17 protein-coding genes are annotated in these 19,536 nt (G+C 62.7%); 9 read left to right on the top strand and 8 right to left on the bottom strand.

All coding sequences use genetic code 11. The features are described from left to right. Positions 1–64 precede the first annotated feature (64 nt). Complete coding sequence (locus tag OCX61_RS19360; protein ID WP_261940963.1) at positions 65–1,090, top strand: quinone-dependent dihydroorotate dehydrogenase; 1,026 nt, start codon at positions 65–67, stop codon at positions 1,088–1,090. A gap of 96 nt (positions 1,091–1,186) precedes the next feature. Here OCX61_RS19360 and rmf read toward each other — a convergent pair whose 3' ends face one another. Then, entirely contained in the window at positions 1,187–1,402 is a 216-nt protein-coding gene (gene rmf, locus OCX61_RS19355) for a ribosome modulation factor (protein ID WP_079227119.1), read from the bottom strand. 562 nt (positions 1,403–1,964) lie between these two features. On the opposite strand from rmf, the gene rlmKL reads away from it, so the two are divergent. Together rlmKL and OCX61_RS19345 are read left to right on the top strand one after the other, a co-directional pair. After that, positions 1,965–4,157: a bifunctional 23S rRNA (guanine(2069)-N(7))-methyltransferase RlmK/23S rRNA (guanine(2445)-N(2))-methyltransferase RlmL gene (gene rlmKL, locus OCX61_RS19350; RefSeq protein ID WP_261940962.1), complete on the top strand. Its 2,193-nt coding sequence runs from the start codon at positions 1,965–1,967 to the stop codon at positions 4,155–4,157. Between the two features lie 94 nt (positions 4,158–4,251). Beyond that, positions 4,252–6,645: a sensor domain-containing diguanylate cyclase gene (locus tag OCX61_RS19345; protein WP_261940961.1), complete on the top strand. Its 2,394-nt coding sequence runs from the start codon at positions 4,252–4,254 to the stop codon at positions 6,643–6,645. A 134-nt stretch (positions 6,646–6,779) separates the two neighbouring features. Here OCX61_RS19345 and dacB read toward each other — a convergent pair whose 3' ends face one another. Next, positions 6,780–8,243 (bottom strand): D-alanyl-D-alanine carboxypeptidase/D-alanyl-D-alanine endopeptidase, encoded by a 1,464-nt coding sequence (dacB, locus tag OCX61_RS19340; RefSeq protein ID WP_261940960.1) that lies wholly within the window; start codon positions 8,241–8,243, stop codon positions 6,780–6,782. A gap of 187 nt (positions 8,244–8,430) precedes the next feature. On the opposite strand from dacB, the gene OCX61_RS19335 reads away from it, so the two are divergent. Further along, positions 8,431–8,775, top strand: a complete 345-nt coding sequence (locus OCX61_RS19335) for a YggL family protein (RefSeq protein ID WP_085674884.1) — start codon at positions 8,431–8,433, stop codon at positions 8,773–8,775. A 36-nt stretch (positions 8,776–8,811) separates the two neighbouring features. On the opposite strand, the gene OCX61_RS19330 is transcribed toward OCX61_RS19335, so the two are convergent. The 6 genes from OCX61_RS19330 to OCX61_RS19305 all read right to left on the bottom strand — a co-directional run bounded on the left by OCX61_RS19330 (position 8,812) and on the right by OCX61_RS19305 (position 15,783). Next, the gene (locus OCX61_RS19330; RefSeq protein WP_261940959.1) at positions 8,812–12,411 is read right to left on the bottom strand and encodes an ATP-binding protein; all 3,600 of its coding nucleotides are present in this window, start codon (positions 12,409–12,411) and stop codon (positions 8,812–8,814) included. Positions 12,412–12,418: 7 nt separating this feature from the next. Next, positions 12,419–13,039, bottom strand: coding sequence for a response regulator transcription factor (locus tag OCX61_RS19325; RefSeq protein ID WP_261940958.1), 621 nt, complete (start codon positions 13,037–13,039; stop codon positions 12,419–12,421). A 282-nt stretch (positions 13,040–13,321) separates the two neighbouring features. Next, positions 13,322–14,653 carry a deoxyguanosinetriphosphate triphosphohydrolase gene (locus OCX61_RS19320; RefSeq protein WP_261940957.1) on the bottom strand — a complete coding sequence of 444 codons (1,332 nt, stop codon included), beginning with the start codon at positions 14,651–14,653 and terminating at the stop codon, positions 13,322–13,324. A gap of 105 nt (positions 14,654–14,758) precedes the next feature. Continuing rightward, a complete protein-coding gene (locus OCX61_RS19315; protein WP_261940956.1) occupies positions 14,759–15,088 on the bottom strand; it encodes a hypothetical protein in 330 nt (109 codons plus the stop codon). Further along, entirely contained in the window at positions 15,085–15,459 is a 375-nt protein-coding gene (locus OCX61_RS19310) for a phage holin family protein (RefSeq protein WP_152955821.1), read from the bottom strand. Before OCX61_RS19310 ends, OCX61_RS19315 begins: the two co-directional genes overlap by 4 nt. A 9-nt stretch (positions 15,460–15,468) precedes the next feature. Beyond that, positions 15,469–15,783: an ElaB/YgaM/YqjD family protein gene (locus tag OCX61_RS19305; protein ID WP_060508089.1), complete on the bottom strand. Its 315-nt coding sequence runs from the start codon at positions 15,781–15,783 to the stop codon at positions 15,469–15,471. A gap of 321 nt (positions 15,784–16,104) precedes the next feature. Here OCX61_RS19305 and OCX61_RS19300 point away from each other — a divergent pair, with 321 nt between their 5' ends. The 5 genes from OCX61_RS19300 to OCX61_RS19280 all read left to right on the top strand — a co-directional run bounded on the left by OCX61_RS19300 (position 16,105) and on the right by OCX61_RS19280 (position 19,477). Next, complete coding sequence (locus OCX61_RS19300) at positions 16,105–17,313, top strand: ammonium transporter (protein ID WP_261940955.1); 1,209 nt, start codon at positions 16,105–16,107, stop codon at positions 17,311–17,313. Positions 17,314–17,386: 73 nt separating this feature from the next. Continuing rightward, the gene (locus tag OCX61_RS19295; RefSeq protein WP_261940954.1) at positions 17,387–17,626 is read left to right on the top strand and encodes a glutaredoxin family protein; all 240 of its coding nucleotides are present in this window, start codon (positions 17,387–17,389) and stop codon (positions 17,624–17,626) included. 105 nt (positions 17,627–17,731) lie between these two features. Continuing rightward, complete coding sequence (locus OCX61_RS19290; RefSeq protein ID WP_261940953.1) at positions 17,732–18,163, top strand: D-Ala-D-Ala carboxypeptidase family metallohydrolase; 432 nt, start codon at positions 17,732–17,734, stop codon at positions 18,161–18,163. 71 nt (positions 18,164–18,234) lie between these two features. Then, on the top strand, positions 18,235–18,543 hold the full coding sequence (locus OCX61_RS19285; RefSeq protein WP_261940952.1) for a transcriptional regulator: 309 nt from the start codon (positions 18,235–18,237) through the stop codon (positions 18,541–18,543). A gap of 49 nt (positions 18,544–18,592) precedes the next feature. Next, the gene (locus tag OCX61_RS19280) at positions 18,593–19,477 is read left to right on the top strand and encodes a pseudouridine synthase (RefSeq protein ID WP_261940951.1); all 885 of its coding nucleotides are present in this window, start codon (positions 18,593–18,595) and stop codon (positions 19,475–19,477) included. Positions 19,478–19,536 lie beyond the last annotated feature (59 nt).

Raw genomic sequence — 19,536 nt, 5'->3', positions numbered from 1 at the left:
CCTGTCATGCCGGGCGCGCGCTGGCTATAATCGCTGCCTCACTCACCCCGAGCCTTGCCCGCCCATGTATACCCTGGCCCGCCAGCTGCTGTTCAAGCTTTCCCCGGAAACCTCCCATGACCTGTCCCTGGACCTGATCGGCGCCGGTGGCCGGCTTGGGCTCAACGGTGTGCTGTGCAAGCAGCCGGCCGCACTGCCGGTGACCGTGATGGGCTTGAACTTCGCCAACCCGGTGGGGCTGGCGGCGGGCCTGGACAAGAACGGCGCGGCCATCGACGGCTTTGCCCAGCTGGGCTTCGGCTTCGTCGAGATCGGCACCGTGACCCCGCGTCCGCAGCCGGGCAACCCCAAGCCGCGGTTGTTCCGCCTGCCGCAGGCGACGGCGATCATCAACCGCATGGGCTTCAACAACCTGGGCGTCGATAACCTGCTCGAACGCGTGCGTGCTTCGCGCTACAACGGCGTGTTGGGGATCAACATCGGCAAGAATTTCGATACCCCGGTCGAGCGTGCGGTCGATGACTACCTGATCTGCCTGAACAAGGTGTATACCGAAGCCAGCTACATCACCGTCAACGTCAGCTCGCCGAACACCCCTGGCCTGCGTAGCCTGCAGTTCGGCGACTCGCTCAAGCAGCTGCTCGATGCCCTGGCCGAGCGCCGTGAGCAGCTGGCCACCGAGCATGGCAAGCGCGTGCCGCTGGCTATCAAGATTGCGCCGGACATGAGCGACGAAGAAACCGCGCTGGTGGCCGCGGCGCTGATGGAGTCGGGTATGGATGCGGTGATTGCCACCAACACCACCCTGGGCCGCGATGGCGTCGAAGGGCTGGAGCATGGTGGCGAGGCCGGTGGCCTGTCGGGTGCGCCAGTACTGGAGAAGAGCACCCATATCGTCAAGGTGCTGGCCAGCGAGCTCGGTGGCAAGCTGCCGATCATCGCCGCCGGGGGTATTACCGAAGGCCGGCATGCGGCAGAGAAAATCGCCGCTGGGGCCAGCCTGGTGCAGATCTACTCGGGCTTCATCTACAAGGGGCCAGCGCTGATCCGTGAAGCGGTGGATGCGATCGCGGCAATGCCCAAGGCCTGAAGGCAGGCATAAAAAAGGGCCCCTTCAAGGGGCCCCTGGGCCGAAGCCCGCCGCCCGGATAGGGCGCGCATGGTGACTCGAATTCAGTGTCCTCGTTCAGCCAACGGCGTGATTTTCGTTGAGTCTATGGATGCCAGCGGTGCCAGTCATTCCGTCCCAGTTATCACCGCGACCTTCGCGCCAGCCGTTAATCCAGGCTTGGCGAACTGAAGGAAGTGTAAAGGGGCAAAGTTCGCGGGATTTGCCGGTGACCCCGTATTGGTAGCCACGTGAATATGCTCTTTCCAACGGATCACGCTTAAGTCTTCTCATAGGGTGTTGCCCTCACTTGTTGACTGTAATGTCCCGTCGGCCTCTCCGAGGCCGGGCAGAGTCTTTCTGCCGGTTTGCGCTCGCTGCCGGCGTGGCGAGCTGAAGGTGCCGCCTCGTTGCGATGCGGCCTGAGACCAGTTCTAACGAATGCAGGTCACTGTGTGAATGATCGATTTGTCATAAGCACGTAACCTTTCCAAGGGTGAGGGGATAAGTAAATAAATGCGACTCAACCTTGTTTGGCGTTGTGCCTGCAATTATCGGGGTTTGCCGAACCTTGACGTCATTTCGCCAGCGTTGCGGCGGCATGACAGAAATAATTGGTAATGCGACGAAGGGTCACGCTGGCCCCCAGGTCGACGGAAATTATTGGAACTGCCTGATGATCTAAGCTGTTTCTGCCACCCGGCGAGCGGCAGATCGATCAGGCGGCCCGGCCGCCTTGCTGCGATGAAGCAGCGGGGAAGGCCACTCGGACGCTTGCTGGAAGGGCGTTCGGGCAAACATCGGCAAGGCGATGCGTCGCCTTGTCACTCACATAGCCCAAGGCGCTGGAATACTCATGTCGGACCGTTTCGAACTTTACCTCACCTGCCCCAAAGGCCTGGAAGGCCTGCTTGCCGAAGAGGCCCGAGGCCTCGGCCTCGACGATGTGCGTGAGCACACCTCGGCCATTCGCGGCGCCGCCGACATGGAAACCGCCTACCGCCTGTGCCTCTGGTCGCGCCTGGCCAACCGCGTGCTGCTGGTGCTCAAGCGTTTCTCGATGAAGAACGCTGACGACCTCTACGATGGCGTGCACGCCGTCGACTGGGCCGACCATCTGGCTGCGGACGGCACCTTGGCCGTGGAATTCAGTGGCCACGGTTCGGGCATCGACAATACCCATTTCGGTGCCCTCAAGGTCAAGGACGCGATCGTCGACAAGCTGCGCAACCGTGAAGGCCTGCGCCCGTCGGTGGAAAAGGTCGACCCGGATGTGCGCGTGCACCTGCGCCTGGACCGTGGCGAGGCGATCCTGTCCTTAGACCTGTCCGGTCACAGCCTGCACCAGCGTGGCTACCGCCTGCAGCAAGGCGCTGCGCCGCTGAAGGAAAACCTGGCGGCGGCGGTGCTGATCCGCGCCGGCTGGCCGCGCATCGCTGCCGAAGGGGGCGCCCTGGCCGACCCGATGTGCGGTGTCGGTACCTTCCTGGTGGAGGCGGCAATGATCGCTGCCGACATCGCGCCCAACCTCAAGCGTGAGCGCTGGGGCTTCAGTGCCTGGCTCGGCCATGTGCCGGCCACCTGGCGCAAGGTCCACGAAGAGGGTCTGGCCCGCGCGCAAGCCGGCCTGGCCAGGCCGCCACTGTGGATTCGCGGCTATGAAGCCGACCCGCGGCTGATCCAGCCGGGGCGCAACAACGTCGAGCGCGCAGGGCTGGGCGACTGGGTGAAGATCTACCAGGGCGAAGTCAGCACCTTCGAGCCGCGCCCGGACCAGAACCAGAAAGGCCTGGTCATCAGCAACCCGCCGTACGGCGAGCGCCTGGGTGACGAAGCCAGCCTGCTGTACCTCTACCAGAACTTTGGCGAGCGCCTGCGCCAGGCCTGCATGGGCTGGGAAGCGGCGGTGTTCACCGGCGCGCCGGAACTGGGCAAGCGCATGGGCATTCGCAGCCACAAGCAGTATGCCTTCTGGAACGGCGCCTTGCCGTGCAAGCTGCTGCTGTTCAAGGTCCAGCCTGACCAGTTCGTCACCGGCGAGCGCCGCGAGGCCCAGGCCGACAATGGCGAGGCGCGCCGCCCTGCGGCAGTTGCCAGTGAGCCGGCACGCCTGTCGGAAGGCGCGCAGATGTTCGCCAACCGCCTGCAGAAGAACCTCAAGCAGCTTGGCAAGTGGGCCCGCCGTGAGCAGGTCGACTGCTACCGCCTGTACGATGCCGACATGCCTGAATATGCCTTGGCGGTCGACCTCTACCAGGACTGGGTGCACGTGCAGGAGTACGCCGCCCCCCGCTCGATCGACCCGGACAAGGCTCAGGCGCGCCTGCTCGATGCCCTGGCGGCCATTCCCCAGGCACTGAACATCGACCCGCAGCGTGTGGTGCTCAAGCGCCGCGAGCGCCAGAGCGGCACCCGCCAGTACGAGCGCCAGGCTACCGAAGGGCGTTTCCTGGAGGTCAATGAAGGCGGCGTGAAGCTGCTGGTCAATCTCACCGACTACCTCGACACCGGGCTATTCCTCGACCACCGCCCGATGCGCATGCGCATTCAGCGCGAGGCCAACGGCAAGCGCTTCCTCAACCTGTTCTGCTACACCGCCACGGCCACCGTGCACGCGGCCAAGGGCGGTGCGCGCAGCACCACCAGTGTCGACCTGTCGAAGACCTACCTGGACTGGGCCCGGCGCAACCTGTCGCTGAACGGCTTCTCCGAGCGTAACCGCCTGGAGCAGGGCGATGTCATGGCCTGGCTGGAAGGCAACCGCGACAGCTACGACCTGATCTTCATCGACCCACCGACCTTCTCCAACTCCAAACGCATGGAAGGGGTGTTCGACGTTCAGCGTGACCATGTGCAGCTGCTCGACCTGGCCATGGCCCGCCTGGCACCCGGGGGCGTGCTGTATTTCTCCAACAACTTCCGCAAGTTCCAGCTTGATGAGCATGTGAGCACGCGCTATGCGGTCGAGGAAATCAGTGCCCAGACGCTGGACCCGGATTTCGCCCGCAACAACCGCATCCACCGCGCCTGGCGCCTGCAACTGCGTTAATTCGACGAGGCGCATTGCGCGCCTAATGGCCAATAGCTATAACTCAGCACAGGGCCAGAGAATTCGCAGGACGCTGACGTGATGAGATCGATCTATGTCGAAGTGGGGCGTGCGTGCGAAGGTGCTGGGCCTGTGCAGCGAGGCGCTGGCTGCCTGGGCGGTGGCGCTGGTGGCGTTGGTCGCCGGCGCCCTGCTGTCGGCTGCCCTGGCATTGGCCGCGCAGGCATTCTACAAGCAGCAGTTGCGCCAGCGCTTCGAGTTGCTGGCCAGCGAGCGCCATAGCCGCATTGCCGAGCGTTTCGACGACCAGGAGCAACGCCTGGATGGCTTGCGGCGCTTCTTTACCTATTCCAACAACATCACCCCGAGCGAATTCGATGGCTACGCCCGGCCTTTGCTGCAGCGGACCCAGGCCTATTCCTGGGCGCCGCGTGTCGAAGCCGGGCAGCGGCGCGAGTTCGAACGCCAGGCCAGTGCCTGGCTGGGGCAGGATTACCAGATCCGTGAACTGGATGGCGCAGGTAACTGGCAGCCATCGCCACAGCGCGACCATTACTACCCGGTGCTCTACACCCAGGCCGACGCGTTGCAGGGCCAGCCCTACGGGCTCGACTTGCGCAGTCAGCCTGCCCGCGAACAGACCTTGGCGCGGGCACTGCAGCCAGGCAGCATGGCGGTTTCCGAACCGCTGGACATGCTCAGCGTCGCGCCCGACCTCAGCCGTGGGTTGTTGATGGTCGCACCGGTGTTCGCCGCGGCACGGCCGGATGACCCGCCAGCGGGATATGTCATGGCCTTGCTGAACATGCGTCAGCTGATCACAGAAGGCCAGCCCGTCGCCGCGGATGACAACCTGGTGGTGCGCATCATCGATCCGAGCGGTCGCGATGGTCATGAAGTGCTGTTCGACTCGCAGAACCCGGTGGCTGCGCTGGCGTTGGCCAGCACGCAGTTGTTGCACCTTGCCGACCATCATTTTCAGCTCGACATACGCCCGAGCCAGGCCTTCCTGCAGGCCAACCAATCCGCCGCCGCCTTGGCCGTGGGGTTTCTCGGCGGGCTGCTGAGCCTGTTGCTGAGCGCGTTGCTCTACAGCCTGTTCAGCCAGCGCCAGCGTGCCTTGACCCTGGTCGAGCAGCGCACGGCAGAGCTGCGGGTCAGCGAGCAGTCGTTGCGCGATACCCACAACCAGTTGCGCAGTGTGCTGGATGCCGCAACCCAGGTGGCCATCATCGCGACCAGCCTCAAGGGCGAAGTCAGCACCTTCAACGCCGGTGCCGAACGCATGCTGGGTTATGCGGCCAGTGAAGCCATCGGGCACCTGCAACTGGAAGATCTGGTGATGCCTGAAGAGCTCAGCCAGCGCGCCCATGCCTTGAGCCTGCGCTATGGCCGGCACATTGCCGGTGGCCAGGCGATGTTTGCCGAAACCATCCAGGACAGTGGTGGCGAGCCGGGCGAGTGGACCTTGGTGCGCAAGGATGGCAGCCATTTGCTGGCCAACATGTTGGTGACCGCCGTGCTCGACGAGCAGGGGCTCTGGGTCGGCTACCTGGCGATCTGCATCGATGTCACCGAGCGGCGCCGTGTGCACGAGGCGTTGGCCCTGCGTGATCGCTTGCTGGAGAAGCTCAGCGCGGAAGTGCCTGGCGGGATCTATCAATACCAGCTGGATGCCGATGGCCATTCCTGCTTCCCCTATGCCAGTCAGGGGCTGTTCGACATCTACGAGGTCGACTTGCAGCTGCTGCGCCAGGACGCCACGGCGGTCTTCGAGCGTATTCACCCTGATGACCTGGAGCGCGTGCGCCGGTCGGTGCGTTATTCCGCCGAACACCTCTCGCCGTGGCGCGAAGAGTACCGGGTGTGCCTGCCGCGTGCAGGCTTGCGCTGGGTGCGTGGCGAAGCGACGCCGGAGCCTGGCGAGGGCGGCTGCACGCTGTGGCACGGCTACCTCACTGATATTTCAGACCTGAAAGGGGTCGAGGAAGAATTGCGTGCCTTGTCGGTGACCGACGCGCTGACCGGTATTCATAACCGCCGCTATTTCCAGGAGCGACTTAAGGTCGAACTGGACCGCGCACAGCGTGATGGGCTGGACCTGGCGGTGATCATGCTCGATATCGACCATTTCAAACGGATCAACGATCAGTACGGCCATGCCGTGGGTGACCATGTGTTGCGCAGCTTGTGCCAACGGATCGGTCAGCGTTTGCGCCGCACCGATGTGTTCTGCCGGTTGGGTGGGGAGGAGTTCATGGTGCTGTGCCCGGGCAGCAATGCCGAGCAGGCGCGGCTGCTGGCCATGGAGCTGTGGCAAGGGGTGCGCGGTGTGCCGGTCGAAGGCGTGGGCAAGGTGACTGCGAGCTTTGGTGTGGCCGGTTGGCGGCTGGGGGAGGGGGCCGATGCCTTGCTGCTGCGCGCGGATGCCGGGGTTTACGCGGCCAAGCAGGCAGGCAGGGACAGGGTTGAGTCAGAGTTGACCTGACTTTTCTTCATAGTCTGTGCCGGCCCTATCGCGGGTAAACCCGCTCCCACAGGTCAACCACTGCTCTTGAGAGTGGTGCTATCCCTGTGGGAGCGGGTTTACCCGCGAAGCGGCCAGTACAGGCTAAGTGCGTATCAAGGCGCTGCTGCCGTCGCGCTGTTGTTCAGCTTCGGCTGGCGATACAGATCGAGCAGCACTTGGTCGAGCACCTGCGAGGCACCCCACGGCTTCGGATCGTTGAGGATCGCCGCCACCGCCCAGGTATTGCCGTTGCTGTCGCGGCTGAAGCCGGCGATCGCCCGCACGGTGTTCAGGGTGCCGGTCTTGATGTGCCCTTCACCGGTCATTGCGGTGCGCTTGAGGCGTTTGCGCATGGTCCCGTCCATGCCCACCAGCGGCATCGAGCTGATGAACTCGGCCGAGTAAGGGCTGTTCCACGCCGCCTGCAGCAGTGCCGCCATCTCGCGGGTGCTTACCCGCTCGGCGCGCGACAGGCCGGAGCCGTTTTCCATCACCAGGTGCGGCGCGGTGATGCCTTTCTTCGCCAGCCACTGGCGCACCACGCGTTGCGCGGCACGGGCATCGTCGCCATCGGCGTCGGTGCGGAACTGTGCACCCAGGCTCAGGAACAGCTGCTGGGCCATGGTGTTGTTGCTGTATTTGTTGATGTCGCGGATCACTTCCACCAGGTCGGGCGAGAAGGCCCGGGCCAGCAGGCGTGCGCTCTTTGGTACGTTTTCGAAGCGGTCGCGGCCCTGGATGCTGCCACCCAGCTCGTTCCAGATCGCCCGCACGGCGCCAGCGGCGTAGGTCGGGTGGTCAAGCAACGACAGGTAGGTTTGCGAGTTGCAGCCATCGCCCAGCTGGCCGGTGACGGTCACGCTGATGCCGTCGGCCTGCTGCACCGGGTTGTAGCGCACGTCGCCGCTGCACTGCTTGGCGGCCACGGCCTTGACCTGATTGTCGATGTGGATGCTGGCGATCGGCGGTTCGACCGCAACGGTAACCTTGCCGCCGTCGTTGCGGGCAACGAAGCGCAAGGCTTTGAGGTTGATCATCAGCGAGTCGGGCTTGACCAGGAACGGCTTGTTGACGTCGCCGCCGTCATCGTCGAACTGCGGCAGGTTGGGTTGCACGAAGTGGCTGCGGTCCAGCACCAGGTCGCCGGTAACGGTGCGTACGCCATTGGCGCGCAGGTCACGCATCAGCAGCCAGAGTTTTTCCATGTTCAGCTTGGGGTCGCCACCGCCCTTGAGGTACAGGTTGCCATTGAGCACGCCGTTGTTCAGGGTACCATCGGTGTAGAACTCGGTTTTCCACTGGAAGGTCGGGCCGAGCAGTTCGAGGGCGGCATAGGTGGTGACCAGCTTCATGGTCGAGGCCGGGTTGACCGAGACATCGGCGTTGAACACGGTGGCCGAGCCTGGGCCGTTCAGCGGCAGCATGACCAGCGACAGTGCGCTGTCCTGCAGCTTGTTGGCCTTGAGCGCCTGCTGGACTTTCGGTGGCAGGGTGGTATTGACGGCGGCAGCCTGGCTAGGGAATGCGAGCGGCAGCAGCAGGCTGGCGAGAACGAGGGGGCGGAGCTTTTTGATCATATGGATTAAAGACCCTGCGCACGAGGGAAAAAGACAATGGGGCTGTAAGAGATGATCACCCCAGGACGAAATATAGAGCGCATTATGCCCCAAGCGCAGCATTCATGCGCCACGTTCGACGGAAAAGCGCCTTTGCAGCGCGGAAGCTGGTAAAGTGCCGCGCGTTATTACTCAAGAGGATTGTTTCATGGCTACCAACCGTTCCCGTCGTCTGCGCAAGAAGCTGTGCGTTGATGAATTCCAGGAGCTGGGTTTCGAGCTGAACCTGGGTTTCAAGGAAGACCTGTCTGACGAAGCCATCGATGCCTTCCTCGACGCCTTCCTGGCAGAAGCCATGGATGCCAACGGTCTGGACTACGTCGGCGGCGATGATTTCGGCCTGGTCTGCCTGGCCAACCGCGGCTCGGTCAGCGAAGAGCAGCGCGCCACTGTCGAAGCCTGGCTCAAAGGCCGTAGTGAACTGACCAACATCGAAGTCAGCCCGCTGCTGGACGCCTGGTATCCGGAAAAGCCGATCAACCCGGCTTCCTGATGCGTTTGAGCGGCGCCCCGCACGGGCGTCGCTCTTTCAGGCCCTGGCCAGCTCCCTGGCCAGCGCTTTCTCAACGCGGCGCATATGCCGTGCCAGTGCCTGCCGCTGCAGTTTGATGCCGGCCGCAGACAGTTGTTGCTCCTCCAGGGCCGCGCAGGCCTTCATCATGCCCCTTGCTTCCAGCATCCGTGCCGCGCTGAGGATCTTGTGTGCCTGCTCGCGGATCTCGGCTGCCTGATGGAGCGGATCGAGCCCCATGAGCAGTGCCAGGTCTTCCTGCAGGCTTGCATGCACGGCGGTGAGAAAACGGGCGCGGTTTTCGGCGTTGTCGCCGACGATGCAGGCCAGGCCCGCAAGGTTGAACGGCGAGCTAACCACTTGCCGTCGATGGGGCGTGATCCGGGCCAGGCATTGGCTGAGGGTGCGCAGGCTGATGGGCTTGAGCAGGCAATCGTCCATGCCAGCGCTGAGGCATTTCTGCCTGACTTCCGGTTGAGCGTTAGCGGTGTAGCCGAGGATGACGCAACGCGAGCGCCCGTTCTCGCGCTCTTCGCCACGAATGGCGGTGGCAACCTGGTAGCCATTCATGTGCGGCATGTTGCAATCGAGCACCAACACGTCAAACGGGGTTTGGCGCCATTTTTCCAGGCCTGCATGGCCATCGCTGGCGCTGGCATGGCTGAGCCCCAGGTAGTTCAGTTGCTGCGCCATCAGCATCAGGTTGGCCGGGTGATCGTCGATGACCAGCACCTTCAGGTCGGGAGCGGGGGCTTCGACCTCTTCCACCCCCAATACGGGTGTCACCGGGGTATCCACGCGCTCCAGCGGCAGCATCAGGCGAACCTGTGTGCCAAAGCCCGGATGGCTCTTGATGCTCAGGTTGCCTCCCATCATCTCGCACAGACTGCGGCAGATAGCCAGGCCCAGCCCAGTACCTGCACGGGCGCCTGGGCTATGGGGATTGGCCTGGACGAACGGGTTGAACAGCCGCTGCAGATCTTCGTCAGCAATACCGATGCCGCTGTCACGCACCTCAAGCTCCAGTGTCGACAGCGCGCCAGGGCCTTCGTCGCGCAAGCCGAGCGTGACCTGGATCTGCCCTTGCTCGGTAAACTTGATGGCATTGCTGACAAGGTTGGACAGGATCTGCTTGAAGCGCAGTGGGTCGAGCAAGGCATGGCCGCGCGCGCTGGGGCTGATGCTGACCACCAGGGACAGGTTCTTCTGCCGGGCCTGACCATCGAACACGCGGCCAACCGACTCGACCAGTGCGGCAGGATCGACCGCCTCTGGGCTGAGAGACAGGTGGCCGGACTCGATACGCACGATATCCAGGATATCGCCGATCAGGCCAAGCAAATCCCTGGCCGAGTGGTGGGCGACTTCCAGCGAAGTGGGGTCTGCTTGCCCCTGCAGGGCACGCCTCAGTGCCAGTTCGAGCATGCCGATGACCGCATTCATCGGTGTGCGGATCTCGTGGCTGATGGTGGCAAGGAAGGTGCTCTTGGCGCGGTTTGCGTCGTCGGCCAGGCGCTTGGCTTCGCGCAGCTCCTGCACAAGCTTGCGGCGTTCGCTGATGTCGATCCAGCCACCAATGATCCCTTGCACTTCGCCCAGCGAGTCACGATAGGGCAGGATCCAGTGGTAGATGGTGAGCTGCCTGTCCTTGACGCGTAAGGGGCGGTCGATGATCAGCGGCACGCCAGCAGCCATCACCTGCTGGTAGTCGGCCTGGATCTGACGGGTGTTCTCGGCGTCCGCGAACGGGCTCTCGTCCAGGCGCTTGCCAGTAACTGCCTCCAGGCTGGACTGGACGGCCTCCAGGTAGCTGGCATTACAGCTTTGCAGGCGCCCTTCGCGGTCGCGCACATACATCGGGTGCGGGGTGCCGTTGAGCAGCGCACCCATGAACTCCAGCTGATCGTTCAGTGCACGTTCGGCACGTTGGCGATGTTTGATCTGCCCCCGCAGGTGGGCGTTCCAGATCAGGGCCAGCAACAGCAACAGGCCAGTGCCCAGCAGCACTTGCAGGATCAGGCGGCGCAAGGCTGGCCAGCTTGCATCTTCATGCACATCGTAGCCGCGCCAGCGATTGTTTATGACCCCCAGCTCCTCCGGTGAAATACTCAGCAGGGCCTTGTCGAGGATCGTGGCAAGGGGCATGTCCTGTTCGCTGGTGGCCATGGCGAAGATGGCGGGCTCGCTGCCCACCGTGTTGCGAATGATCAGCTCGGTATTGCCGGCCAAGGCGTGATTGGCATCGATCAAGGGGGTAATCACAGCGTCGACCGCGCCACTTTTGAGCAACTCCACGGAGTAATAGGGGCTCTCGGTCTCGATCCAGTTGACCCGCGGGAAGCGGGTTGCCAGCAGGTCGTCCAGGTTGCTGTAACGGGAGATGGCAATGCGCTGCCCGCTCAGTTGCTCCAGAGAACCGAACTGTTCATCTTCGGTGCGTGTAACCAGCACATGCGGGCTTTCAAGGTAGGGCCGGCTCAGGTGCAGAGGCTTGCCGGTGATCCCGTCGCTGGCAAGCGCAGCAATCATGTTGACCCGCCCGTTTTCCAGGCGGGCGAGCATGTCGGCGGTGCCAGTGGCCCGTTGCACCTCGAAGCGCAGGCCGGTACGCAGGCGTATCAGGTCCAGCAGGTCGGCGGTTATTCCGCGAAAATGGCCATTGCCATCGAAATAGGAAAGTGGCGCCGCCGTTTCGTCGATGGCGACCTGCATGACCGGGTGGCTGAGCAGCCACTGCTCCTCCTCGGCTGTCAGCTGGAGTTTTCGATCGCTCAGCAGCAGGTCGCCGCCCGCGCTCCAGCGCTTGTAGATGCTGGCCCGCACGGCGCTGGACTGGCGGTCGAGCGTCGCATTGACCAGGGTTATGAGGTGCACGTCCTCAGCGCGCATCGCGAAACTGAAGCCGACGTTTTCGTGCTGGCCGAAACTTGCCATGCGCAAGCGTGGAAGGTGGCCGCGATTGAGTTGGTAGTGCGTCGAAATGGTGTCGCCGATGAATACATCGGCCTGGCCAAATGCCACGGCGTTGAGGGCCTGGGTTGAAGAGCCGAACGCCAGCACTTCGGCTTTGGGATAAGCGGTGTGGACATTTTCCTGGGGCAGGTAGTGGTAGAGCATGCCCAGGCGCATGTCGGCCAGGCCTGCGTTGAGGGGGCGTTGTTCATCTTCCCGTGTGACCAGCACGGGTTGATCGACGGCATAGGGGTGCGAAAGTGCCAGTCCCTCGGTTACCGCTTCGTAACCATTGGCACTGCCGAGCAGGTCGATGTCGCCGCGCTTGAGTGCCTGAACGGCCGCTTGCCGGTGGGGGTAGCGGACGACCTGGACCGGCAGGCTCAGCGCCTTGCCGATCAGGCTGGCATATTCGGCGGTGAGGCCCTGGTAGACCTGGCCGCCACTGGTGATGTCGAAGGGTGGATAGTCGGGGGCCGAGGTGCCCAGGATCAGGGCATGTCGGCCCTGCAGCCACTGCCGTTGCTGCTCCGTCAATGTCGGGCTCAGGGTCATCGTTGAGGAGCGGGCCAGCAGTGTATAGGGCACGGCTTCATGGGAGGCGGCCTGCACCAGGTTGCAGCCCAGGGTCAGGACGATGAGCAGGCAGGTAATCAATTGCACCATCAATACCTCAGACCAGCGCGTTGCGTTTGGCCATTTCGATCAGGTCGACCAAGGAGTCAGCCTGCAGTTTCTGCATGAGCCGCTTCTTGTAGGTGCTGACGGTCTTGTTGCTGAGAAACATGCCTTTGGCGATCTCCTGATTGCTGCGGCCCTGGGCGAAAAGTTGCAGTGCCATGAGTTCTCGATCGTTAACTAGTCGGAAAAGTCGCAAATCGGAGTCCGCTGTTTCGTGGCAGTTATGAATGGCCTGACTGGGGAAGTAGTTATATCCGGCGATCACCGCCTTGATTGCACTGAGTAGTTCGTTCAGATCTTCCTGCTTGCATACATAACCCGCTGCACCTGAGTGCATGCAGCGCACGGCGAACAGCGCCGGAGACTGTGCGGTGAGGATGAGCACCTTCAATGGCAAGGCCATGGCCTGGAAGCGTGCAAGTACCTCCAGGCCATCAAGCCTGGGGATGCTGATGTCCAGAATCACCAATTCAGGCTGCGTCTCACGAATCATCTGCATGGCATCTACGCCGTTGTCCGATTCGCCCACGACCTTGTAATTCTGGTTTTCGAGCAACATGCGGACAGCAAGGCGGATGACAGGATGGTCATCGACAATAAATACACTATTCATGTTCAGATTCCCTGCGGCGGATGGCGGAGGCAGGAAGCACCTTACCCCAGTTGCAAGTCATCGGGGATATACGGCAAGGAGATTCGCCATATATGGGAAATGGCTTACAATCGAGTACAAATTGAGCTACGAAATGTAAGAATTTACTTCGTTGTCAAAGGTGATTTTGTGAGATTTCGTAAGTTTGTTTAGTTGATGTTTAATCAGTTGGCGTTACTTGTAGGAAATTTCTGAAGCCAAGGAGCCTCGTCCGGTATTGCACCGGGCGAGGCGTCCGTGGGTTCAGATCGGGCTGGAGTGCCCGGTCATTTCCCGAGCCATCTCGCTGGCATAGCTGTCGGTCATGCCGGCGATGAAATCGATCATGCGCAGGAACGCCTTGTGCAGCGAGTCGTGCGGGTTGGGGGCGTTGTTGCCGATCAGGTCGAGCACACGGCGGCTCTTGAACGAAGGCGCGCGCCCGCCGTGCTGTTCCAGGGCGGCACCACAGAACGTGTTGAGCAGGATTTCCAGCGTGGTGTAGGCACCGATCTCGTGCAGCGTCTTGCGTTTGTCCTGGAAGATCTTGTTGCGCGCCATGTCTTTGGCTTGCAGTACGCAGCGCTTGGCCGGGCCGTGCATGTGCTCGACCAGGTCGCCGCTCAAACGCCCGCTCAGCAGTGCCTGCTGTTGCTCGACGAACGCGCGGGCAGCGGCGTTGGTCAGGTGCTCGATAGCCTTGCCACGCAGTATTGCCAGTTTGCGTCGCCGGGAGTCGGCAGGGCCAAGCTGACGATAGGTTTCCGGCAAGTCGTCACCGACCAGGTCGAGCAACAGCGCTTCGACTTCGGCGTAGTGCAGCAACTCCATCTCCAGGCCGTCTTCCAGGTCGATCAGGGCGTAGCAGATGTCATCTGCTGCCTCCATCAGGTAGACCAGCGGGTGACGGGCCCAGCGCTGTTCCTCGAGCAGCGGCAGGCCGAGCTTGCGGGCAATCTGCTCCAGCAGCGGTAGCTCGCTCTGGTAGCAGCCGAACTTGTGCTTCTTGTACCCGAGGGCATCGGCATGCCGGGCCGTCCAAGGGTATTTGAGGTAGGTACCCAGGGTGGCGTAGGTGAGCCGGGTGCCGCCATCGAACTGGTGATATTCGAGCTGGGTCAGCACGCGAAAGCCTTGGGCGTTGCCCTCGAAGTTGAGGAAGTCGGCACGCTCGTCGTCGTTCATGTCGTCCAGCCAGCCACGCCCGGCCGCCTGCTGGAACCAGTGGCGAATGGCATCTTCACCGGAGTGGCCGAACGGCGGGTTGCCGATGTCGTGAGCCAGGCAGGCCGACTGCACGATCATGCCCAGGTCGCTGGGTTCGCACCACTCGGGCAGGCTGGCGCGCAGTGTTTCGCCGACGCGCATGCCCAGTGAGCGGCCGACGCAGCTGACCTCCAGGGAATGGGTCAGGCGCGTGTGGATATGGTCGTTGCTGGTAACGGGGTGGACCTGGGTCTTGCGCCCGAGGCGGCGAAAGGCCCCTGAGAAGATGATCCGGTCATGGTCTTTGTGGAAAGGGCTGCGGCCCAGTTCTTCGGCACTGTAAAGGGCTTTGCCGAGGCGTTCGCGGGTGAGCAGGGTGTGCCAGTCCAAGGCGCGGTCTCCTGTCGATCGAAGGGTATAGCTTCCGGTGTCGTGGGCAGGCGTGCAAGGGGCAGATCGACACCGGCCCTGTGGGATCAGGGCCGGTAGGGGCGTTCAAGGGCGGCGGTTGCCTTGCAGGTAGAGGCGCACCAGCGGCAGCAGGCTGGTGCCCAGCCGGACCAGGCGGCTCAGGTTACCGCTACGCACCCCTTTGCCGGTGAGAAAGCCCAGCGCCACGACGGCGCCAATGCCCCACAACGGCGCATGCTTGATACCCAACCCGTCCTGCAGCGAGCTGCCCATGCCGCGCAGGCGCTGCAAGGGTTGCAGCAACTGGCCGGATTCGTGGCGAATCTCCTGGCGGTGCATTTCCAGGCGCAGGCGCAGTAGCGCCTTGCGCAGTTCCCGTGGGTTACGGGTATTCGGTAGTTCAGGCAGGCTCATGGCAACAGGCGCTCCCGGTCCTTGGCCAGTTCGTCGAGGGTCGCACCAAACGGTGATGACTCGTCGAACACCGCAGCTTTCAGGCGCAGGCCGCAATACAGCGCTGCTGCACCATAGAAAACGCACAGGCCGATGATGCCGGCCAGGCGATAGCTGTCCCACAGCAGCACCAGCAGCAAGCCGGACAAGGCCGTCAGCAACAGCAGCGCGAACACCAGTGCCAGGCCGGCGAACAGCAGCAGGCTGAGGGTGCGTGCTTTCTGTTCCTGCAGTTCGATGCCGAACAGTTCGATGTGGCTGTGCAGCAGCCCCAGCAGCGCCGCGCCCAGGCGCTTGCCCGAGGCGCTGGTGCCAATGCTGTCATTCTCCATGGGGGCTCCTTAGCGCCGATTGGCCAGCAGGCCGATCAACAGGCCGACGCCTGCAGCAATACCAATGGCCTGCCAGGGGTTTTCCTGGACGTACTGTTCGGCGCTGCCGAGTGCTGCCTGGCCGCGCTCACGCACCGAGTCCTGGGTCAGTTGCAGGGTTTCGCGGGCCTGGGTCAGGCGGTCGTGGATCTGCTCGCGCAGCTCGTCGGCCTGGTCGCCTGCCAGGTTGGCAGTATCGGCCAGCAGTTTCTCGGTATCGCGGACCAAGGCCTGGAAGTCAGCCATCAATATCTCTTGTGCAGTCTTTGCCGATTTGCTGGCCATTGTGCTCTCCCTGTGTCGGTGTGCGGGTGTGTAGGTCATTCGAGTGACCGGGTGTGTGGAAGGTTCACTAGCGGCGCTGGTATGGGCCTTGCTACTGAGATTTGCCACAACGCGGGGCGTAACCCGGTGCGGTGCGCCGAACCAGGGCGTTGACCCTGGCGGATACCGATAAACCTTAACCCAATCCACGACAAACCCAAGAAAAAACCACGCAGGCCGCACCCGGTTCAGCAAAACCGGGTAAAAGCTGGCACCGATTCGGTGCAGGGATGCAGGTTCTTGAACTGTCCTGGTGCTTTTTTCAGCAGGTCTGCCTCTTTCATGGAAAACATGCACAGCGCGATGGACTCCCTCGTCCACGGCTCCAACACCCTGTTCATCCTCATGGGCGCCATTCTGGTGCTTGCCATGCACGCCGGCTTCGCCTTTCTCGAAGTGGGCACCGTGCGCCACAAGAACCAGGTCAACGCGCTGTCGAAGATCCTCAGCGATTTCGCCATCTCCGCGTTGGTGTATTTCTTCATCGGCTACTGGATCGCTTATGGCGTGAACTTCCTGCAGCCGGCGTCACAACTGGCTGCCGACCACGGCTATGCGCTGGTCAAATGCTTTTTCCTGCTGACCTTCGCAGCGGCGATTCCCGCGATCATCTCGGGGGGGATCGCCGAACGTGCGCGCTTCGCGCCGCAGCTGTGCGCCACGGCGCTCATCGTGGCGTTCATCTACCCCTTCTTCGAAGGTGTGGTGTGGAATGGCAACTTCGGCGTGCAGGCTTGGCTGCAGGCCCGCTTCGGTGCGCCGTTCCACGACTTTGCCGGCTCGGTGGTGGTGCATGCCATGGGCGGCTGGCTGGCGCTGGCGGCGGTACTGTTGCTGGGCGCGCGGCGCGGGCGCTATCGCGACGGTCGCCTGGTGGCCTTCGCGCCGTCGAGCATTCCGTTCCTGGCGCTGGGCTCGTGGATCCTGATCATCGGCTGGTTCGGCTTCAACGTGATGAGTGCCCAGACCTTGCAGGGGGTCAGCGGCCTGGTGGCGATCAACTCGCTGATGGCCATGGTCGGCGGCACCCTCGCGGCCTTGCTGGCCGGGCGCAACGACCCAGGCTTCCTGCACAACGGGCCGCTGGCGGGCCTGGTGGCGATCTGTGCAGGCTCTGACCTCATGCACCCCATCGGTGCGCTGGTCACCGGCCTGGTGGCGGGGGTGCTGTTCGTCTGGAGTTTCACTGCTGCGCAGAACCGCTGGAAGATCGACGATGTGCTCGGTGTCTGGCCGCTGCACGGCCTGTGCGGCTTGTGGGGAGGGATTGCCTGCGGTGTGTTTGGCCAGACAGTGCTGGGTGGCATGGGGGGTGTCAGCCTGATCAGCCAGCTGCTGGGCAGCCTGGCAGGCGTGCTGATCGCTCTGACGGGTGGTTTTGCCGTGTACGGCCTGATTCGCCAGCTGCATGGCCTGCGCTTGAGCCATGAGCAGGAGTTCCAGGGCGCAGACCTGTCGCTGCACCGGATCGGTGCCACCAGCCAGGATTGAGCAAGGTCAGGTGCACAGGGGGCAGGACGGACCTAGAATAGGCTTCTCCCAACAGCCAAATCGAGCCTGCCCCATGCTGCCTGAATGCCAACTCTTCGGCACCGTTGGGTGCCACTTGTGCGAAGTGGCCGAAGCCGTGCTCATGCCCTTTGTTGATCACGGCTTGTTGATCGAACTGGTCGATATCGCCGATGACGAGGCGCTGTTCGAACGGTACGGGTTGATCATTCCTGTGCTGCGACGCGGCGATACTGCTGCCGAGCTGCATTGGCCATTCGACGCCGAGCAGGTGGTTGCATTCCTTGCAACCTGATGGGCAGAGGGAATATTTGCCTTCCTGCATCGCCTGGCGGTCAGAAACGATGATGAGGCGCCGATTAAGCGTTATCGGCCCTTTGCACTCATCGAGAAAGCAGCCATGTTTCTTACGCCACACTTTACCCTCAACGAAATGACCGCTTCGCAGATTGCCGCGAGAGAAGGACTGGACAACACGCCTTCGCCTGAAGTGATCGGCAATCTGCGCCTGCTCTGCGAGGTGCTCGAGCAGGTACGTACGTTATTCGGCCGGCCCATCATCATCAGCAGCGGTTACCGTAGCGCGGCGGTGAATGCGCGCGTTGGCGGTGCGCAAAAGAGCCAGCACATCCGTGGCCTGGCGGCGGATTTCACGGTGGTCGACGTACACAACCGTGAGGTGGTTCGGCGGCTGAGTGAGAGCGCCGTGGCGTTCGACCAGTTGATCCTGGAGTTCGACAGCTGGGTTCATCTTGCGGTTTCTGCGGTTGCACCGCGTCGTGAGGTGCTGACCATTCGCAAGGGCACGGGCTATCTGTCAGGGCTGCAGTGAGGGTCGGGCCGATTGACGCGGGTGTGTCGCTCTCCGTATGCTGTATATAAATACAGTATCGAGGTGAATCCATGCTCAACGTCGAGCAACTCAAGTACAGCGTCAACCGTATGCCGGTGGAGCGGGTGTGTGACGCCGTACTGGAATTGCGCCTCGAAGGCCTGGTCACCGATGACCGCACGCCATTCGGCAAGGTGCATTTCAACACCTGTTTTGCAGAGATCGAGGCGTTGTTCCAGCGCGCTGGTTACCACCGTGGGCTGGATGTGGTGGGGTACCAGGGCCTGGTCTATGCACTCTATGACCCAGGGCGCTGGGAGGCCGTGCAGGTGCTGCGCTGGTTGAAGGCGTACAGCGAGGGGGTACACGAGGCTGGTTGAGGCGCCGGGCTTGGGGGATAATGCGCAGCTTTATTGCTAGAGCCTTGCCATGACCACGCCTTTCGACCCCGCCCACCAGCAAGCCAGCACGGTTTGCCTGCCGCCCGGCAACTGGGCCACGGTGCTCGATTGCCTGTGCGATCATTTCAAGGCCATCGAGCGCAATCAGTGGCTCGATCGCTTCGCGCGCGGCCGGGTGCTCGATGCACAGGGCAGGGCGATTACCGCCGACTTGCCATACCGTCGCGGCATGCGCATCCACTATTTCCGCGAAGTACCCAACGAGCGGCCGATTCCGGTGCAGGAAACCATCCTGCATGTGGATGAGCACCTGGTGGTGGCCGACAAACCGCACTTTCTGCCGGTGACACCGACGGGCGAGTACGTCGAGCAAACCCTGTTGCGTCGCCTGATCCGGCGCCTGGGCAACCCTCACCTGGTGCCATTGCATCGCATCGACCGCCATACCGCCGGGCTGGTGCTGTTTTCCGCCAATCCGCAGACGCGCAGTGCCTATCAGCGGTTGTTCCCGGAGCGGCGTATCGACAAGCGCTATCAAGCCATCGCTGGCGCCTTGGCGCAGCATGCATTCCCCTTGGTGCACAAGAGTCGCCTGGTGCATGGCGAACCGTTCTTCCGCATGCATGAAGTGGCAGGGGAGGCCAACAGCGAGACCTTGGCCGAGGTGCTGGAGAAAAATGGCGAGTTGTGGCGCTACGGGCTTTCGCCGGTAACGGGCAAGACCCATCAGCTGCGAGTGCACATGGCGGCGTTGGGGGCGGCAATCTGCAATGACCCGTTCTACCCCGAGTTGCTCAAGGAAGAAGACGACTATCAGCGGCCATTGAAGCTGCTGGCGCAGAGCTTGCGATTTGCCGATCCGTTGACGGGTGAGGAGCGCTACTTCGAGAGCCGGTTGACGCTGGACTGGTAAGGTTTGCAGCGGGTAAGGCCTCATCGCCGGCAAGCTGGCGATGAGGCCATTACAGGCCG

The sequence above is a fragment of the Pseudomonas sp. LRP2-20 genome, from assembly GCF_024349685.1.
Taxonomy (GTDB): domain Bacteria; phylum Pseudomonadota; class Gammaproteobacteria; order Pseudomonadales; family Pseudomonadaceae; genus Aquipseudomonas.
The sequence above is the reverse complement of the archived record's forward strand: the minus strand, read 5'-3'. Positions and strand labels throughout refer to the sequence as shown.

What these genes read in the sequence shown, in the direction of transcription:
- OCX61_RS19360 (WP_261940963.1), top strand. Translation starts at nt 65, where the DNA reads ATGTATACCCTGGCCCGCCAGCTGCTGTTCAAGCTTTCCCCGGAAACC.
- rmf (WP_079227119.1), bottom strand. Translation starts at nt 1,402, where the DNA reads ATGAGAAGACTTAAGCGTGATCCGTTGGAAAGAGCATATTCACGTGGC.
- rlmKL (WP_261940962.1), top strand. Translation starts at nt 1,965, where the DNA reads ATGTCGGACCGTTTCGAACTTTACCTCACCTGCCCCAAAGGCCTGGAA.
- OCX61_RS19345 (WP_261940961.1), top strand. Translation starts at nt 4,252, where the DNA reads ATGTCGAAGTGGGGCGTGCGTGCGAAGGTGCTGGGCCTGTGCAGCGAG.
- dacB (WP_261940960.1), bottom strand. Translation starts at nt 8,243, where the DNA reads ATGATCAAAAAGCTCCGCCCCCTCGTTCTCGCCAGCCTGCTGCTGCCG.
- OCX61_RS19335 (WP_085674884.1), top strand. Translation starts at nt 8,431, where the DNA reads ATGGCTACCAACCGTTCCCGTCGTCTGCGCAAGAAGCTGTGCGTTGAT.
- OCX61_RS19330 (WP_261940959.1), bottom strand. Translation starts at nt 12,411, where the DNA reads ATGGTGCAATTGATTACCTGCCTGCTCATCGTCCTGACCCTGGGCTGC.
- OCX61_RS19325 (WP_261940958.1), bottom strand. Translation starts at nt 13,039, where the DNA reads ATGAATAGTGTATTTATTGTCGATGACCATCCTGTCATCCGCCTTGCT.
- OCX61_RS19315 (WP_261940956.1), bottom strand. Translation starts at nt 15,088, where the DNA reads ATGAGCCTGCCTGAACTACCGAATACCCGTAACCCACGGGAACTGCGC.
- OCX61_RS19310 (WP_152955821.1), bottom strand. Translation starts at nt 15,459, where the DNA reads ATGGAGAATGACAGCATTGGCACCAGCGCCTCGGGCAAGCGCCTGGGC.
- OCX61_RS19305 (WP_060508089.1), bottom strand. Translation starts at nt 15,783, where the DNA reads ATGGCCAGCAAATCGGCAAAGACTGCACAAGAGATATTGATGGCTGAC.
- OCX61_RS19300 (WP_261940955.1), top strand. Translation starts at nt 16,105, where the DNA reads ATGGAAAACATGCACAGCGCGATGGACTCCCTCGTCCACGGCTCCAAC.
- OCX61_RS19295 (WP_261940954.1), top strand. Translation starts at nt 17,387, where the DNA reads ATGCTGCCTGAATGCCAACTCTTCGGCACCGTTGGGTGCCACTTGTGC.
- OCX61_RS19290 (WP_261940953.1), top strand. Translation starts at nt 17,732, where the DNA reads ATGTTTCTTACGCCACACTTTACCCTCAACGAAATGACCGCTTCGCAG.
- OCX61_RS19285 (WP_261940952.1), top strand. Translation starts at nt 18,235, where the DNA reads ATGCTCAACGTCGAGCAACTCAAGTACAGCGTCAACCGTATGCCGGTG.
- OCX61_RS19280 (WP_261940951.1), top strand. Translation starts at nt 18,593, where the DNA reads ATGACCACGCCTTTCGACCCCGCCCACCAGCAAGCCAGCACGGTTTGC.